This is a genomic window from Cyanobium sp. ATX 6A2, from assembly GCF_024346355.1.
Taxonomy (GTDB): Bacteria; Cyanobacteriota; Cyanobacteriia; order PCC-6307; family Cyanobiaceae; genus NIES-981.
Genome location: NZ_JAGQCU010000001.1, coordinates 96,751 through 109,929 on the forward strand (window position 1 = coordinate 96,751; position 13,179 = coordinate 109,929).

Sequence of the window (13,179 nt, forward strand, 5' to 3'; positions counted from 1 at the left end):
TTTCCTTTGACCCTGCTGGTGATCGGTGCCGGCCTCGCCGGCACCGAAGCGGCCTGGCAGATCGCCCGGGCTGGCATCCAAGTGCGGCTGGTGGAGATGCGACCGCTGCACCGCTCCCCAGCCCACCACAGCGGTGAATTTGCCGAGCTGGTGTGCAGCAACAGCTTTGGCGCCCAGAGCAGCGATCGGGCTGCGGGCCTGCTGCAGGAGGAACTGCGCCGACTGGGGTCTCTGGTGATTCGCACCGCCGATGCCCACGCCGTGCCCGCCGGTGGGGCCCTGGCGGTGGATCGGGGCCGCTACAGCGCCGCCCTCACCGCCGCCCTGGAGCAGCACCCGCTGGTGACGGTGGAGCGCCGCGAGCACACCGAACTTCCGGCACCAGGCGAGATCGCCGTGCTGGCCACCGGACCGCTCACCTCCGAGCCCCTGGCCGAGGCGCTGCGCGCCTTCACCGGCCGGGCCGACTGCCACTTCTTCGATGCCGCCAGCCCGATCGTGGCGGGCGAGAGCATCGATCTGGAGGTGGCCTTCCGCGCGTCGCGCTACGACAAGGGCGATGCCGACTACATCAACTGCCCCATGGATCGGGAGCAATTTCTGGCTTTTCGCCAGGAGCTCCTGAACGCCGAGCAGGCCGAGCTCAAGGACTTCGAGCAGGAGAGCGCAACCTTTTTCGAGGGCTGCCTGCCGATCGAGGAGCTGGCCCGCCGCGGCGAGGACACCATGCGCTACGGCCCGCTCAAACCAATCGGCCTCTGGGATCCGCGCTGGGGCGATGTCAACGACCGCGACGTGCGCCGCGCCAGGCGCGCCTACGCCGTGGTGCAGCTGCGTCAGGAGGACAGGGACGGCCGCCTCTGGAACCTGGTGGGCTTCCAGACCAACCTCAGGTGGGGCGAGCAGAAGCGGGTGCTGCGCCTGATCCCGGGGCTGGAGAACGCCGAATTCGTGCGCTTCGGCGTGATGCACCGCAACACCTTCCTGGAATCGCCCCAGCTGCTCGATCCCAGCCTGCAGTTCCGCCAGCGGCCCAGCCTGCTGGCGGCCGGGCAGATCACCGGCACCGAGGGCTACGCGGCGGCGGTGGCCGGGGGCTGGCTTGCCGGCACCAACGCCGCCCGGCTGGCCCAGGGCCTCGAGCCCATCACGCTGCCGCCCACCACCATGATCGGCGCCCTCACCCACTTCATCGCCGAGGCCCCCTGCGGCGGCGCAGGCAAGCGGGGTGGCTTCCAGCCGATGCCGCCCAACTTCGGCCTGCTGCCGGAGCTGCCGGTGCCGATCAAGGGCAAGCGCGAGCGCTACGGCGCCTACCGTGATCGGGCGCTGGCGGATCTGGAGCCCCATCGGCCATGAGCAGATCGGCGCGCCAGATCGAGCGGGCCTCTCTCAGTGTGGGGGTGATCGGCAATGTGCTCGGCGCCGTCGCCGGCATCGCCGTGTTCCAGATGTCGCGTTCCGAGGCCCTGCTGCTCGATGGGCTCTTTTCGGCGGTGATGTGCGGCACCGGGCTGGTGGCGATGCAGGTGAGCGCCAATGCGGTGCGGCCACCCACCCGCGCCTACCCCTACGGCTACGCGGGCCAGGAAACCCTCTACGTGCTCTTCCGCTCCCTGGTGTTGATCGGGGTGATCGGCGTTGCCGCGATCCAGGCCGGTTTAGCGATCCTCTCCTACAGCCGCGGGGCGCCAGCGGAACCCCTGGTGCTGACACCGGTGGGCTGGTACGTGCTGTGGATGTCGGCCCTGTGCCTCGGCCTGGCCTGGCGCCATCGGCGCGACTGGATCCTCACCAAGCGCCGCAGTGAAGTGCTGCGCAGTGAGTACCAGGAGGCGGTGCTGGATCTGAAGCTCACTCTGGCGGCTGGTCTGGCCCTGCTCGGTGCTCCCCTGCTGGAAACCACACCGCTGGCGGCGATCGTGCCGATCATCGATCCGCTGCTGGTGCTGGTGCTCTGTGTGGGGGTGATCCGCGACCCCCTGCGCACCTTCCTGGCGGCCATCAGCGAGGCGGCCGGTGCCGCCTGTGGCTCCGAGCTCGTCGCCCGGGTGCGAGCCGGCATCGAGGAGCTGCTGAGTTCGCTGTCCGTCCGGCTGCTCGACCTCACCGTGATGAAGACGGGCCGCACCTACCTGGTGGTGGTGTACGTCGATACCGGGCAACCCATGGACGCCGCCGGGTTCGACCAGTTGCGCGAACGCGTGCAGGAACGCTGTCAGTCGCTGTTGAGCGCCCTGCTGTTCTGCGAGGTGATCCCCACCGCCCACGCTCCCTTCGAGCCGGGCGAGGACGGCAGCTGAGCCCATTCACAACGTGTTCGTGATGGCTCCAGAGGTGCGGGCCGCCTTTGAAAACGTGCGCAAGGTTGAGAGCTACAGGCTCGAAGGATGGATGAATCCACGGGATGTGGATGTGTTCTGGCTGCGCTTCGAGCGCTATTTCGATGACCTCCACTACGCCCTGCACACGCTCTACGGCGATCGGGCCGATGCCCTGGAGCAGTTCGGCCGGCTGTTCGGCCGGATGGTGGCGGCCTATGCCGAGCGACCTGATCCCCTGAAGGTGCTCGACCTGGAACGTCAGCTCACGGCGCGCTGGTTCCAGCGCACCAACATGGTGGGCTACACCTGTTACACCGATCACTTCGCCGGCGATCTCAGCGGTGTACGCGGCCGCATCGCCTACCTGCAGGAGCTCGGCATCACCTATCTCCACCTGATGCCGCTCATGCAGCCGCGGCCAGGGCCCGACGACGGCGGCTACGCCATGGCCGATTGCCGCGCGGTGCGGAGCGATCTGGGCACGATCGAGGACTTGAGGAAGCTGGCCGTGGATCTGCGCGAACGGGGTATCAGTCTCTGCCTCGACCTTGTTCTGAACCATGTGGCCCGCGAGCACGAATGGGCCCAGCGGGCGCTGGCGGGGGAGGAGCGCTACCTCGCCTATTTCCACACCTTTGCGGATCGCACCCTGCTGGACGCCCACGAGCGCACCCTGCCGGAGGTCTTCCCGGATGAGGCTCCGGGCAATTTCACCTGGGTCCCGCAGATGGCCGGAGCGGGGAGATGGGTATGGACCACCTTTCATGACTACCAGTGGGATCTCAACTACAGCAATCCCGAGGTGGTGCACGAGATCGTGGAGCTGATGTTCTTCCTCGCCAACCTCGGCGCCGGTGTGCTGCGACTGGATGCCGCACCGTTCCTGTGGAAACGGATGGGCACGAACTGCTAGAACCAGCCGGAGGTGTTCCTGCTGATCCAGGCATTCCGAGCAATCCTGCGTGTGGTGGCTCCCGGGGTGATCCTCAAGGCCGAGGCCATCGTTCCTCCCAATGCCCTGATCCGCTACCTGGGGGTGAAGAGCACTGTCGAGAAACATTGCGAGCTGGCCTACGACAACCAGCGGATGGCGCTGCTCTGGAGCTCCCTGGCCACCCGCAAGGCGACGCTCATCACCCATGTGCTCCACCAGGCACCCCAGCTCCTGGTTGGCTGCGCGCCGGTGAACTATCTGCGCAACCACGATGACATCGGCTGGGCGATGGCCGACGAGGATCTTGCCGCGGTGGGCGAGACCCCTGTTCTGCACCGGAGTTTTCTCAACAACTTCTACACCGGCCGGTTTCCCGGATCCTTCGCTCGCGGCGCCCTCTTTCAGGTGAATCCCGCCACAGGGGATGCGCGCGTCACCGGCGCCACCGCCTCCCCTGTGGCGGCATTCCCATGATTCACATGGGTGACGAATTGGGTCTTACCAATGACGACTCCTACCGGCGCGACCCCCTGCGGGCCGGAGACAACCGCTGGCTGAACCGACCCCGGATGGACTGGGAGCTGGCGCGCGAACGCCACGACGAACGCTCCGTAGCCGGTCGGATCTTCCTTGGTCTGCAGCGGCTGATCGAGGCACGCCGCGGCACCTCCCTCTTTCACGGCTTCGGCCTGTTTCAACCCCTCTGGAGCCACAACGAGCACGTGCTCGGATACGCGCGCAAGCGACCGGAGGGCACGGTTCTGGTGCTGGCCAACTTCGAGGAGTCCGCCCAGTCGATCGAGGCGGCCATGACCCGCCACGCCGGCCTGCCGGGGGAGACCCACGATCTGCTGGCCGGAGGAGCCCCGCCGCCGGTGAGGGACGGTCGCCTGCAGCTCGAGCCCCTCAGCTGTCGTTGGCTGGTAGGCAGCTCCGAACCCTGAATGTCGCGCCAGCCTGCACCGTTGCCTGGGCCTCCGGCTCCGCCATCTGGGGGGTGGCGGCGGCAGGCCACAACAGCAGGCCACAACGAGTGCTGCATCGCCGAGCTCAAGGCCCTGTTTCACCCTGGGGCCAGGGATCCCCGCCTTCCTTGAACGGCGTCAGAACAGGCCGAACAGGCCTCCCTTGAGACGAATCTGCACCGGGCTGTCATCGCTGTCGATTCTCACGTGCGAGTCCACATCGATCGGTTTGGGCGTGGCCACCTCCACTGAGCCCAGCACCGGCAGGGGCTGGTCGGCGCGTACATCCACCCTCCCCTGCACCGGCAGGGGCGCGGCCGCCATCACATCCACCGCGCCCCGTACCGGCAGGGGCGCGGTGGCCTTCACCTCCACGGGGCTGGACACCACCACCCGCGGCTCACCGCTGATCGGGACTGGATTCGGGGTCTCAATCGCCACGGTGCCGCGCACGGTGACCATCTCATCGAGATCAATTCCGATCTTCGAGTCGAGCTGATCCACCTTGATCGGCTTGGCCAGTTCCTCCACCTGGGCCTTCACGGCCAGGGGCTGATCCAGGGGCATGGCAAGCCGGATCGGGATCGGACGGCTGACCACCTGGAGGAGGACGCCGCCGAGTATGGCCGTCGACGCCACCACGGCAGTGGGCCAGCGCACGGCCAGGAGAACCTTGAACCAGGTGGCGTCTTCGATGGCAGCAGACATGGGATCAGCGGGTTACGAGAACCCCCGGGTGAGGCCCTTCATGGCCTCCGGTTGGGGGCACTCATTCAACCTGCAGCGCTCGCTGGCTGCTGAGAGGCTCCGATCCCTAGGGTCGCTCCACAGCATGTCCTCCACACCGGTGCCCCCAGTCCCAACGGCCACCAGCGTCAGCGTGAGCCCGAGCTCCGCCGGGGAACCCGGGACTGGACAGAGCTGGGATGTGGTGGTGATCGGCAGCGGCATCGGCGGACTGGTGACCGCCAGCCAGCTGGCCGCCAAGGGCGCCACGGTGCTGGTGCTGGAGCGCTACCTGATCCCGGGTGGCAGCGGCGGCAGCTTCCGGCGCGAGGGCTACACCTTTGATGTGGGCGCCTCGATGATCTTCGGCTTCGGAGAGACGGGCCACACCAACCTGCTCACCCGCGCCCTGGCCGACGTGGGCCAGCACTGCGACACGGTGCCCGATCCGGCCCAGCTCGCCTACCACCTGCCCGGAGGGCTGAGCGTGGCCGTGGATCGGGATTACGAGCGCTTCATCGCCGATCTCACCGCCCTGTTCCCCCACGAGGCCAGAGGGATCCGCGCCTTCTACGACACCTGCTGGCAGGTGTTCCGCTGCCTCGATGCGATGCCGCTGCTGTCGCTCGAAGATCCGGCTTACCTGGCCAAGGTGTTTTTCAGAGCGCCCCTGGCCTGCCTGGGCCTGGCGCGCTGGCTGCCGGTGAACGTGGGCGACGTGGCACGCCGGCACATCCGCGATGAACAGCTGCTGAAGTTCATCGACATGGAGTGCTTCTGCTGGTCGGTGATGCCGGCCGATCTCACCCCGATGATCAACGCCGGCATGGTGTTCTCCGACCGCCACGCCGGCGGCATCAACTACCCCAAAGGCGGTGTGGGGGTGATCGCCGAGAAGCTGGTGGCCGGCCTGGAGGCCCACAGCGGCGCCATCCGCTACGGAGCCCGGGTGGTGGAGGTGCTGTTCGAGGGCGAAGGGGGCGACGCCCGGGCGGTGGGAGTGAAGCTGGCCGGTGGCGAGACGATCCATGCCCGCCGGGTGGTGAGCAACGCCACCCGCTGGGACACCTTCGCCGGCTCTTCCGGCAGTGCCGATGCCGTGACCCGGCCGCTCGTGGACGCCAGCCACACCCCCAAGGCCGAAACCACCTGGCGGCGCCGCTACCGGCCCTCGCCCTCGTTCCTCTCCCTGCACCTGGGCATCGACGCCGCCGTGGTGCCGGAGGGCTTCCACTGCCACCACCTGCTGCTGGAGCACTGGCATGAGATGGAGGCTGAGCAGGGGGTGGTGTTCGTGTCGATGCCCACCCTGCTGGATCCCTCCCTGGCGCCAGCCGGCCAGCACATCCTGCACACCTTCACGCCCAGCGCGATGGAGCACTGGCAAGGGCTCAGCCCCAGCGCCTACGCCGCCAAGAAGGACGCCGATGCCGAGCGCCTGGTGGCGCGGCTGGAGGCGATCCTGCCGGGGCTGAAGGGCGCCATCCGCCACCGGGAGGTGGGCACGCCACGCAGTCACCGCCGCTTTCTCGGCCGCGCGGGCGGCAGCTACGGGCCGATCCCGGCGCTGCGCCTGCCCGGCCTGCTGCCCATGCCCTTCAACCGCACCGGGGTGAACGGCCTCTACTGCGTGGGTGATTCCTGCTTCCCCGGCCAGGGACTCAATGCCGTTGCTTTCAGCGGTTTCGCCTGCGCCCACCGCATCGGCGCCGACCTGGGCCTCAACCCCTGGTCGCTGCCCGACTGAAGCCATCGATAGGCTGACCCCATGACCACCCGTCCCGATTCTGCAACCGGGGACTCCCCCCAGCCCAGCGCCGAGCAACTGGCCCGCTACCTCGAGCAGCGGGGCGAGCTCAGCAAGCCCTGGATGTTGCAGCTGCTGCGCCTCACCAAGCTCAAGGAGGCCAAGGCCTCGATGGATCCGCACGACTACATCAAGCGGCTGCAGGAGGCCCAGGCCGACCTGATGCGTCTTGGGGAGTTCTGGAAAGGCCGTGAGCAGAAGGTGTTCAACGGCCGCTATCGCCCCTCCGAGCTGATCGAACCGCTGCCGGGATCCCCTGAGGATCGCTGAGCGGCACGATGCACCACGCGAGCCCCAGCGCCGAGCCGTCCAGCAGCCACCATCCGATGGCGCCGCTGATCCGCTTCACCCTGATCAGCCTCTACCTGGCCCTGGTGCTTCCCCTGCCCTGGCAGGCCCCCGGCGGACTGCGGGGTCCCCTGTGGCTTGCCGTGGCCCTGGGCCTGGTGCTGGTGCTGGCCATCACCAGTGAGCGGGTGGAGATCGACGCCGAGGGCATCCGCGTCGGCCATCCGGCCTGGTGCGGCTGGTGGCTGCGGCGCGGCTGGCAGCTCTCCTGGTCGTCGATCACCGCCATCACCCCCGTCACCACGAGCCAGGGCGGCCGTGTGTACTACTTACGCAGCGGCGATGGCAGCTTCCTCCTGCCCCAGCGCGTGGCGCGGTTCGAGGCGTTCCTGAAGCAGTTCAGCGAGCGCACCGGTGTGGACACCGGATCGATCGGCAGGATCAGCCCGCCCTGGACCTACCAGCTGCTGGCTCTGCTCAGCGGCCTGATGCTGGTGGCTGAACTGGGCTGGGCAGCCGCTCTGCTGCTCAGGCCCTGAGGCTGCCCAGCGACGGGGTGCGATCAGACACCCCGATCTCGCCCTCGGAGAGGGTTTCCAGGCTGAAGCGGTAGCCCTGCTGGCGCATGGTCTCGATACCGCCACCCTCCCCCAGACCCGCCTGCTCGAGCTTGCGCCGCAGAGTGAGCACCTGGGTGTCCACCGAGCGGGGCCCCCCGCTGAAGGGGGGCCAGGCCATGCGCAGCAGCTCCTGACGGGTACGCACCACCCCAGGGGGCATCAGCAGGGCGCAGAGCAGGGCGAATTCCCGCGGGCTCAGTTCCACAGGCTGATCGCGCAAGGTCACCTGGCGCAGCAACAGGTGCACCTCCAGGGGACCGACGCAGACGCGCTCCTGCAGGCCGGTGCCGCTGCGGCGCAGCAGGGTGCGGCAGCGGGCAGCCAGTTCCTCGAGGCCGAAGGGTTTGCGCAGCACGTCGTCGGCACCGGCATCGAGCAGGGTCACCATGGGCTCGGAACCGGTGCGGGCCGTGAGCACCATCACCGGACAGTGCAGTTGATTGGCCAGGCGCAGGGCACTGCTCTCATCCAGCAGCTCAGCGCTCACCAGCAGATCGGGGGCATGGTCGCGGCAGAGCTGCAGGGCCTCCCGGGCCGAGGACACCGCCGCCGCGAGATGGCCATCCTGGCGCAGCCGTTGGGCCAGAACCGTGCGCAGGGTGGCGTGGGGGTCGACCACCAACACCCGCTTGGCGCCACCGGCGGACAGGCCCTGCTCAGGAGCGGACGACGTCTGCGGCGGTGTGGAGGACGGGCGTGGTGGCGTGGAGTCGCTGGCTGTCATGGTTGCTGGGTGGCCAGTCGCTGGTTGGCCAGTCGCTGAGTGCCACGAGTTTGGTATCCCCAGGCAATTCAGCCTATCGGAGTTAGCCGAGGGGTACGGGTATCAGCCGCTGGCTTGGCAACTGACCACCCTGGCTGCGTTGCCAGAATGTGGCCAGGTTCACCGTCCACGATGACTGCGCTGCAGCACCCCGACGCCATCCGCCACTTCCAGTCGCTGTGTGACGCCTGTCAGGAACTGGCCCACCGCCACCACGGGCCGGCGGAGCTGAGGCTCTACGCCGATGGCTACCTGCACGCCCTGAGGCGCACCGCCATCCTCGACCCGATCGCCCAGCGCCGGCTGGAGGAGCTGGTGGATCGCTGGATCCTCGACCCATCCAGCTTCATCGGTGCCGATGGCGACCCCCGCAGCCTCTACGAATCCGGCCGCAACCTCTGAGCGGTCAGCTGGCCAGGGCCACAGCGAGCTGCTCCCGCAGTTCACCGGAGTTGTACATCTCGATGAGGATGTCCGATCCGCCCATGAATTCGCCGTTCAGGTACACCTGCGGGACGGTGGGCCAGTCGGAGTACTCCTTGATGCCCTGACGGATCTCCATGTCGGAGAGCACATCGAAGGTTTCGAAGGACACACCCATCGCGTGCAGGATCTGCACCACGTTGTTGGAGAAGCCGCACTGGGGCATCAGCTTGGTGCCCTTCATGAACACGAACACCGGGCTGGTGGCGATCAGGGCCTCGATCCGTTGCTTGACGCTGGCATCCATGAATCAGCTGGGGGTTGAGGTTTGCAGGGCCAGGGCATGGATCGCCTCACTGGCCAGTTCCTGGCGCAGGGCGCCATACACCAGTTGGTGCTGTTTGATGCGGGTGAGGCCGGCGAAGGCGCTGGACACGACCTTCACCTGCAGGTGATCACCCCCGCCGGTGAGGTCTTCCACCTCCACGTCGGCATCGGGCATGGCGTGATGGATGGCCGCCTTGACCTGGTCGGGTTGGACCATCGGACAATGGGGGGGACGGGCGGAATCTAGGCACCGGTCCCCCCACACTGGCTAGTTCCCGCCAGAGGCTGCCTGGCCGGCGGTGTAGGGGGTACTGGCGAAGCCGATCTCCACCAGGCTCTGATAGGCCTGGCGGCCCTCCTCGCTCACCGGCGTCATCACCTTCAGCACCTCCACCAGCAGCGGCACGGCCACCTCGGGTTGATTCTGACGGCGGAACAGGGCGGCCAGGCGCAGATTGGTTTGGGCCAGCACCTGCAGGGTTTCGCGGCCCTTCTGATCCATTTCCCTGGGAATGCGGGCATCGAGGCCACGGAAGGCACCGCTGATGTCGCGGTAGAAGCCGAGCAGCCGTCGCGACAGATCGCGGGCCTGGTCGTAGAGACGTCGCGCTTCGGTGAGATCTCCGCGGGCGGCGGCGGCATCGCCGCGCGCCAGCAGGCCCCGCACCGTCTCGAGGCTGATGGGATTGGTGACGGTGCCCTCAGCGCGCCCCGCCTCCTGGGCCCGCAGGGGCGGCGCGGCCAGGGGTCCGGCCAGGGCCACGGTGGCCAGGGCGATCAGGGGCAGCGACCAGCTGCGGCGCAGAAGCCGAGCCGGGAGCGGGCTGTGGGGAGAGCGGCGCACGGCGCGGGGAAATCTGGAGAGCGGGCGAACTCTAAGGGGACTGTTCTCCAGCTTCCCTGGACTGAAGCAACAGGGCGCCGGGGGCACTCAACTGCGTGGCCCGCTGCTCCTGCTGGTGCAGCGCCGCAGCCAGTTGGCGGGTGAGGGTGCGGGCGGCATCACGGCCCTCGGCCTCGATCTGCATCGGCTCCCCGAAGCACACCGCCGCCCGGTCGCAGGGCCGGGGCCAGGGGTGGCCGTAGGCGAGGCCCACCGGCACCACCGGCACGGACACGCCACGGCTGAGGGCCAGGGCCGCCAGACGGGCCAATCCCTGTTGCAGGCGCATCGGCTCATCGCAGTGGCGACGGATGCGCCCCTCGGGGAACACCACCAGCTGCTCGCCCGCCTCGAGCAGCTCGAAGGCATGGCGCAGGCTGGAGAGCGACGGGCGCAGCTGGTTCACGGCAAAGCAGCCCAGGCGCTGCAGAAACCAGCCCTGCAACCCCTCCATCTCATCGATGGTGACCATGAAACGGCAGTCGCGGCCGGTGGTGCGGCGCCCGGCGGCATGGGGGAGCAGCAGGGCGTCCCAGCGGGACTTGTGGGTGGGCGCCAGCAGCAGCGGACCCTGGCGCGGCAGCCGCTCGAAGCCTTCGACGCGGATGCCACGGAACCACAGCGGCAGGGTGATGTCCTGGGTGAGCGCCATGGCCACAGGGGCCAGCCATGGGCTGATGCGGCTGGTCTCCGGCTGGTCCCCAGCGGATGCCATCACTGCGCTGCGGGGCATGGTGAGCGAAGGGGCCTGCACATCCCGTGAAGCACGGAGACGGCAAGCTAGGGAGCGCCAGCGCTGTTGTCGGCCCGCGGAGTGCAGTTGCCGTTCCGGCGCAGGGCCAGCAGTCCATAGGATCCGGCTTTGGCTGCGGGTGTGATGGCCAGCCTCGGCGTCAACATCGACCACATCGCCGCCGTGCGCCAGGCGCGGCGCACGGTGGAGCCCGATCCGGTCACCTATGCCCTGCTGGCGGAACTGGGCGGTGCCGACGGCATCACCGTGCATCTGCGCGAAGACCGACGCCACATTCAGGACCGCGACGTGGAGCTGCTGCGCCAGACGCTGCGCAGCCGTCTGAACCTGGAGATGGCGGCCACCGCGGAGATGGAGGCGATCGCCCTGCGCATCCAGCCGGAGATGGTGACCCTGGTGCCGGAGAAGCGCCAGGAGGTGACCACCGAGGGCGGCCTGGATGTGGCCGGCCAGCTCGGGCCCCTGCAGGCCCTTGTGGGCCGGCTGCAGGCCGCCGGTGTGGCCGTGAGCCTGTTTGTGGATGCCGACGCGCCCCAACTGGAGGCCTGTGCCACCACCGGCGCCCGCTGGGTGGAACTGCACACCGGCGGCTACGCCGAGGCCGGCTGGAAGGAGCAACCCGCCGCCCTGGCCCGGCTGGAGGAGGGCAGCTTCATCGCCCGCAGCCTCGGTCTGCGGGTGAATGCCGGCCACGGCCTCACCTATCAGAACGTGGAGCCGGTGGCGGCGATCGAGGGCATGGAGGAGCTCAACATCGGCCACACAATCGTGGCCCGGGCCCTGGCCGTGGGGCTGGAGCAGGCCGTGCGGGAGATGAAGGCGCTGGTCCAGAATCCACGCCGCGACCCCCTGTTCGGCAACCGCCAGCCATGAGCACCTACCACTACGTCGCCGCCAGCGAGCGCTTCCTCACCGACGAGGAGCCCCTCGAGGAGGTGCTGCGCGAACGGGTGCGCAACTACGGCGAGCAGGGCAAGGAGATCGACTTCTGGCTGGTGCGCCGTCCGGCGTTCCTGGACAGCAGCGACCTTGCCGCCAGCAGCCGGGCCGTGCCCCGGCCGGCGGCGGCGGTGGTGTCCACCGACGAGATGTTCATCACCTTTCTGAAGCTGCGGCTGGAGTTCGTGCTCAAGGGCCGCTTTGAGGCCCCCAGCGCCGCTATTCCCGACGCCCTGGCCAGCGCCGCCTGATCCAATCAGAACAGCCCCAGAAAGCGCCGCCGGGGCTGGTCGGTGTCCGCCTGGATGTTGTCCTGCTGATACCGGGGTTTGTTGTCGCCGATGGTGAGCAGCGCCTCCTTGTTCTTCCACCACACCCAGTCGCGGATCGGCGGGGTGTTGGCGAGCTGCTCGCGGGTGAGGCCAAGGCCGAGCTTGGCGGAGGCACCCAGCAGCACATCGAGCATCTGCTCGCCATCGCTGCAGCGGGCCAGCGCTTCATTGGTGCGTTGGGCACCGTTGAGGGCCTGCACCAGGGCCTTCACCCGCTGGCTCACCGACATCGAGCGCAGATCCATCCCCAGCTCCGCAGGCGCAGGGCTGACCGTACCAATGGCAGGACCCAATGGCGGCGAGGTGCCGGGTGGCAGGGCTGGGCAGAGCGGGTGACAAGGACGCCATCGAGGCGCAGACTGTGTCCAACGCCACCATCTGATGCTGCCCCGCTCCCGGCCAGCCCGTCACTGGATCGTCGGAGACGTCCATGGCTGCGCCGACTCCCTGTTGCAGCTGCTGCGGCTGCTGCCCGCCGACGACAGGCTGGTGCTCTGCGGCGATGTGATCAACCGCGGCCCCCAGATTCAGCGGGCCATGGAGCTGGCCTGGAGCCTGGTGCGCAGCGGCCGGGCCGTGTGGCTGCAGGGCAACCACGAGGCCGAGCTGGTGGCGGAGCTGGAGCGGGAGGATGGCTCCGGCAGCGCTCAACTGGACGGCTGTGACACCTATCGCCAGCTGGGGGGATCTCTCTGCCGCCTCTGGCGCCGGCGGCTCGCCACACTGCCCCTGGTGTTGCCGGGTCGCGGCTGGGTGGCCACCCATGCCGGCTTCGATCCCCACGGCTGGCAGCCCGACCTGCACGTGCGTCATCCGTTCTGGCACGCCTACGACGGCCGCTACGGCCAGGTGGTGGTGGGTCACACGCCCGGCAAGGGAATCCGCCACCACGGGCAGGGATCGATCGTGCTCGTGGACACGGGAGCCTGCTACGGCGGCGAGCTCAGCGCCTACTGCCCCGAAACCGGCCAGGTGGTGCAGGTGAGCGGCCAGCGCCCGCTGCCGCCGGCCCTTCCCCCCGGCATGCGTGACCAGCTGGCCGCACTGCAGAACCGGCAGCGGTTGCAGCGCTGTCTGGGCTGAACGCCGCCGGT

At 68.7% G+C, this 13,179-nt stretch carries 19 protein-coding genes; 12 read left to right on the forward strand and 7 right to left on the reverse strand.

Annotated elements, in window-relative coordinates:
- Positions 1 to 6: 6 nt before the first annotated feature.
- Genes trmFO through KBY96_RS00505 form a run of 5 tightly spaced genes read left to right on the forward strand, consistent with a single transcriptional unit; the run spans position 7 to position 4,202 of the window.
- Entirely contained in the window at positions 7 to 1,359 is a 1,353-nt protein-coding gene (trmFO, locus tag KBY96_RS00485) for an FADH(2)-oxidizing methylenetetrahydrofolate--tRNA-(uracil(54)-C(5))-methyltransferase TrmFO (RefSeq protein WP_254977248.1), read from the forward strand.
- Complete coding sequence (locus KBY96_RS00490; RefSeq protein WP_254977249.1) at positions 1,356 to 2,303, forward strand: cation transporter; 948 nt, start codon at positions 1,356 to 1,358, stop codon at positions 2,301 to 2,303. Before trmFO ends, KBY96_RS00490 begins: the two co-directional genes overlap by 4 nt.
- A 22-nt stretch (positions 2,304 to 2,325) precedes the next feature.
- Positions 2,326 to 3,237 (forward strand): alpha-amylase family glycosyl hydrolase, encoded by a 912-nt coding sequence (locus tag KBY96_RS00495; RefSeq protein WP_254977250.1) that lies wholly within the window; start codon positions 2,326 to 2,328, stop codon positions 3,235 to 3,237.
- Between the two features lie 12 nt (positions 3,238 to 3,249).
- A complete protein-coding gene (locus KBY96_RS00500; protein ID WP_254977251.1) occupies positions 3,250 to 3,732 on the forward strand; it encodes a hypothetical protein in 483 nt (160 codons plus the stop codon).
- A gap of 5 nt (positions 3,733 to 3,737) precedes the next feature.
- On the forward strand, positions 3,738 to 4,202 hold the full coding sequence (locus KBY96_RS00505) for an alpha-glucosidase C-terminal domain-containing protein (protein WP_254977252.1): 465 nt from the start codon (positions 3,738 to 3,740) through the stop codon (positions 4,200 to 4,202).
- A 159-nt stretch (positions 4,203 to 4,361) separates the two neighbouring features.
- On the opposite strand, the gene KBY96_RS00510 is transcribed toward KBY96_RS00505, so the two are convergent.
- Complete coding sequence (locus KBY96_RS00510) at positions 4,362 to 4,931, reverse strand: hypothetical protein (protein WP_254977253.1); 570 nt, start codon at positions 4,929 to 4,931, stop codon at positions 4,362 to 4,364.
- Positions 4,932 to 5,103: 172 nt separating this feature from the next.
- On the opposite strand from KBY96_RS00510, the gene crtH reads away from it, so the two are divergent.
- Genes crtH through KBY96_RS00525 form a run of 3 tightly spaced genes read left to right on the forward strand, consistent with a single transcriptional unit; the run spans position 5,104 to position 7,583 of the window.
- Positions 5,104 to 6,696 (forward strand): carotenoid isomerase, encoded by a 1,593-nt coding sequence (gene crtH, locus KBY96_RS00515; protein ID WP_396122224.1) that lies wholly within the window; start codon positions 5,104 to 5,106, stop codon positions 6,694 to 6,696.
- A 21-nt stretch (positions 6,697 to 6,717) separates the two neighbouring features.
- Positions 6,718 to 7,026: a hypothetical protein gene (locus KBY96_RS00520; protein WP_254977255.1), complete on the forward strand. Its 309-nt coding sequence runs from the start codon at positions 6,718 to 6,720 to the stop codon at positions 7,024 to 7,026.
- 8 nt (positions 7,027 to 7,034) lie between these two features.
- A complete protein-coding gene (locus tag KBY96_RS00525; protein ID WP_254977256.1) occupies positions 7,035 to 7,583 on the forward strand; it encodes a hypothetical protein in 549 nt (182 codons plus the stop codon).
- Here the strand turns inward: KBY96_RS00525 and KBY96_RS00530 are convergent.
- The gene (locus KBY96_RS00530; RefSeq protein ID WP_254977257.1) at positions 7,573 to 8,388 is read right to left on the reverse strand and encodes a response regulator transcription factor; all 816 of its coding nucleotides are present in this window, start codon (positions 8,386 to 8,388) and stop codon (positions 7,573 to 7,575) included. The genes KBY96_RS00525 and KBY96_RS00530 overlap by 11 nt on opposite strands.
- 171 nt (positions 8,389 to 8,559) lie before the next feature.
- On the opposite strand from KBY96_RS00530, the gene KBY96_RS00535 reads away from it, so the two are divergent.
- A complete protein-coding gene (locus tag KBY96_RS00535) occupies positions 8,560 to 8,829 on the forward strand; it encodes a DUF6761 family protein (protein WP_254977258.1) in 270 nt (89 codons plus the stop codon).
- A gap of 4 nt (positions 8,830 to 8,833) precedes the next feature.
- Here KBY96_RS00535 and grxD read toward each other — a convergent pair whose 3' ends face one another.
- The 4 genes from grxD to KBY96_RS00555 form a co-directional block, all read right to left on the reverse strand.
- Positions 8,834 to 9,157 carry a Grx4 family monothiol glutaredoxin gene (grxD, locus tag KBY96_RS00540; RefSeq protein WP_254977259.1) on the reverse strand — a complete coding sequence of 108 codons (324 nt, stop codon included), beginning with the start codon at positions 9,155 to 9,157 and terminating at the stop codon, positions 8,834 to 8,836.
- Between the two features lie 3 nt (positions 9,158 to 9,160).
- Positions 9,161 to 9,394, reverse strand: coding sequence for a BolA family protein (locus tag KBY96_RS00545; RefSeq protein ID WP_254977260.1), 234 nt, complete (start codon positions 9,392 to 9,394; stop codon positions 9,161 to 9,163).
- A 51-nt stretch (positions 9,395 to 9,445) separates the two neighbouring features.
- Complete coding sequence (locus KBY96_RS00550; RefSeq protein ID WP_396122225.1) at positions 9,446 to 9,964, reverse strand: hypothetical protein; 519 nt, start codon at positions 9,962 to 9,964, stop codon at positions 9,446 to 9,448.
- Between the two features lie 88 nt (positions 9,965 to 10,052).
- The gene (locus KBY96_RS00555) at positions 10,053 to 10,775 is read right to left on the reverse strand and encodes a 1-acyl-sn-glycerol-3-phosphate acyltransferase (protein WP_254977261.1); all 723 of its coding nucleotides are present in this window, start codon (positions 10,773 to 10,775) and stop codon (positions 10,053 to 10,055) included.
- 162 nt (positions 10,776 to 10,937) lie between these two features.
- Here KBY96_RS00555 and KBY96_RS00560 point away from each other — a divergent pair, with 162 nt between their 5' ends.
- Both KBY96_RS00560 and KBY96_RS00565 read left to right on the forward strand, forming a co-directional pair.
- Positions 10,938 to 11,687: a pyridoxine 5'-phosphate synthase gene (locus KBY96_RS00560; RefSeq protein ID WP_254977262.1), complete on the forward strand. Its 750-nt coding sequence runs from the start codon at positions 10,938 to 10,940 to the stop codon at positions 11,685 to 11,687.
- Positions 11,684 to 12,004: an MgPME-cyclase complex family protein gene (locus tag KBY96_RS00565; protein ID WP_254977263.1), complete on the forward strand. Its 321-nt coding sequence runs from the start codon at positions 11,684 to 11,686 to the stop codon at positions 12,002 to 12,004. Before KBY96_RS00560 ends, KBY96_RS00565 begins: the two co-directional genes overlap by 4 nt.
- Positions 12,005 to 12,009: 5 nt before the next feature.
- Here the strand turns inward: KBY96_RS00565 and KBY96_RS00570 are convergent, their stop codons facing one another.
- Entirely contained in the window at positions 12,010 to 12,330 is a 321-nt protein-coding gene (locus tag KBY96_RS00570; protein ID WP_254977264.1) for a hypothetical protein, read from the reverse strand.
- Between the two features lie 136 nt (positions 12,331 to 12,466).
- Here KBY96_RS00570 and KBY96_RS00575 point away from each other — a divergent pair, with 136 nt between their 5' ends.
- A complete protein-coding gene (locus KBY96_RS00575; RefSeq protein WP_254977265.1) occupies positions 12,467 to 13,168 on the forward strand; it encodes a metallophosphoesterase in 702 nt (233 codons plus the stop codon).
- The last annotated feature ends 11 nt before the right edge of the window (positions 13,169 to 13,179 follow it).

Excerpts from the sequence above, each read along its gene's own strand:
- KBY96_RS00490 (WP_254977249.1), top strand. The coding sequence starts at position 1,356 with ATGAGCAGATCGGCGCGCCAGATCGAGCGGGCCTCTCTCAGTGTGGGG.
- KBY96_RS00495 (WP_254977250.1), top strand. The coding sequence starts at position 2,326 with ATGGCTCCAGAGGTGCGGGCCGCCTTTGAAAACGTGCGCAAGGTTGAG.
- KBY96_RS00505 (WP_254977252.1), top strand. The coding sequence starts at position 3,738 with ATGGGTGACGAATTGGGTCTTACCAATGACGACTCCTACCGGCGCGAC.
- KBY96_RS00510 (WP_254977253.1), bottom strand. The coding sequence starts at position 4,931 with ATGTCTGCTGCCATCGAAGACGCCACCTGGTTCAAGGTTCTCCTGGCC.
- KBY96_RS00520 (WP_254977255.1), top strand. The coding sequence starts at position 6,718 with ATGACCACCCGTCCCGATTCTGCAACCGGGGACTCCCCCCAGCCCAGC.
- KBY96_RS00525 (WP_254977256.1), top strand. The coding sequence starts at position 7,035 with ATGCACCACGCGAGCCCCAGCGCCGAGCCGTCCAGCAGCCACCATCCG.
- KBY96_RS00530 (WP_254977257.1), bottom strand. The coding sequence starts at position 8,388 with ATGACAGCCAGCGACTCCACGCCACCACGCCCGTCCTCCACACCGCCG.
- KBY96_RS00535 (WP_254977258.1), top strand. The coding sequence starts at position 8,560 with ATGACTGCGCTGCAGCACCCCGACGCCATCCGCCACTTCCAGTCGCTG.
- grxD (WP_254977259.1), bottom strand. The coding sequence starts at position 9,157 with ATGGATGCCAGCGTCAAGCAACGGATCGAGGCCCTGATCGCCACCAGC.
- KBY96_RS00545 (WP_254977260.1), bottom strand. The coding sequence starts at position 9,394 with ATGGTCCAACCCGACCAGGTCAAGGCGGCCATCCATCACGCCATGCCC.
- KBY96_RS00555 (WP_254977261.1), bottom strand. The coding sequence starts at position 10,775 with ATGGCATCCGCTGGGGACCAGCCGGAGACCAGCCGCATCAGCCCATGG.
- KBY96_RS00560 (WP_254977262.1), top strand. The coding sequence starts at position 10,938 with ATGGCCAGCCTCGGCGTCAACATCGACCACATCGCCGCCGTGCGCCAG.
- KBY96_RS00565 (WP_254977263.1), top strand. The coding sequence starts at position 11,684 with ATGAGCACCTACCACTACGTCGCCGCCAGCGAGCGCTTCCTCACCGAC.
- KBY96_RS00570 (WP_254977264.1), bottom strand. The coding sequence starts at position 12,330 with ATGGATCTGCGCTCGATGTCGGTGAGCCAGCGGGTGAAGGCCCTGGTG.
- KBY96_RS00575 (WP_254977265.1), top strand. The coding sequence starts at position 12,467 with ATGCTGCCCCGCTCCCGGCCAGCCCGTCACTGGATCGTCGGAGACGTC.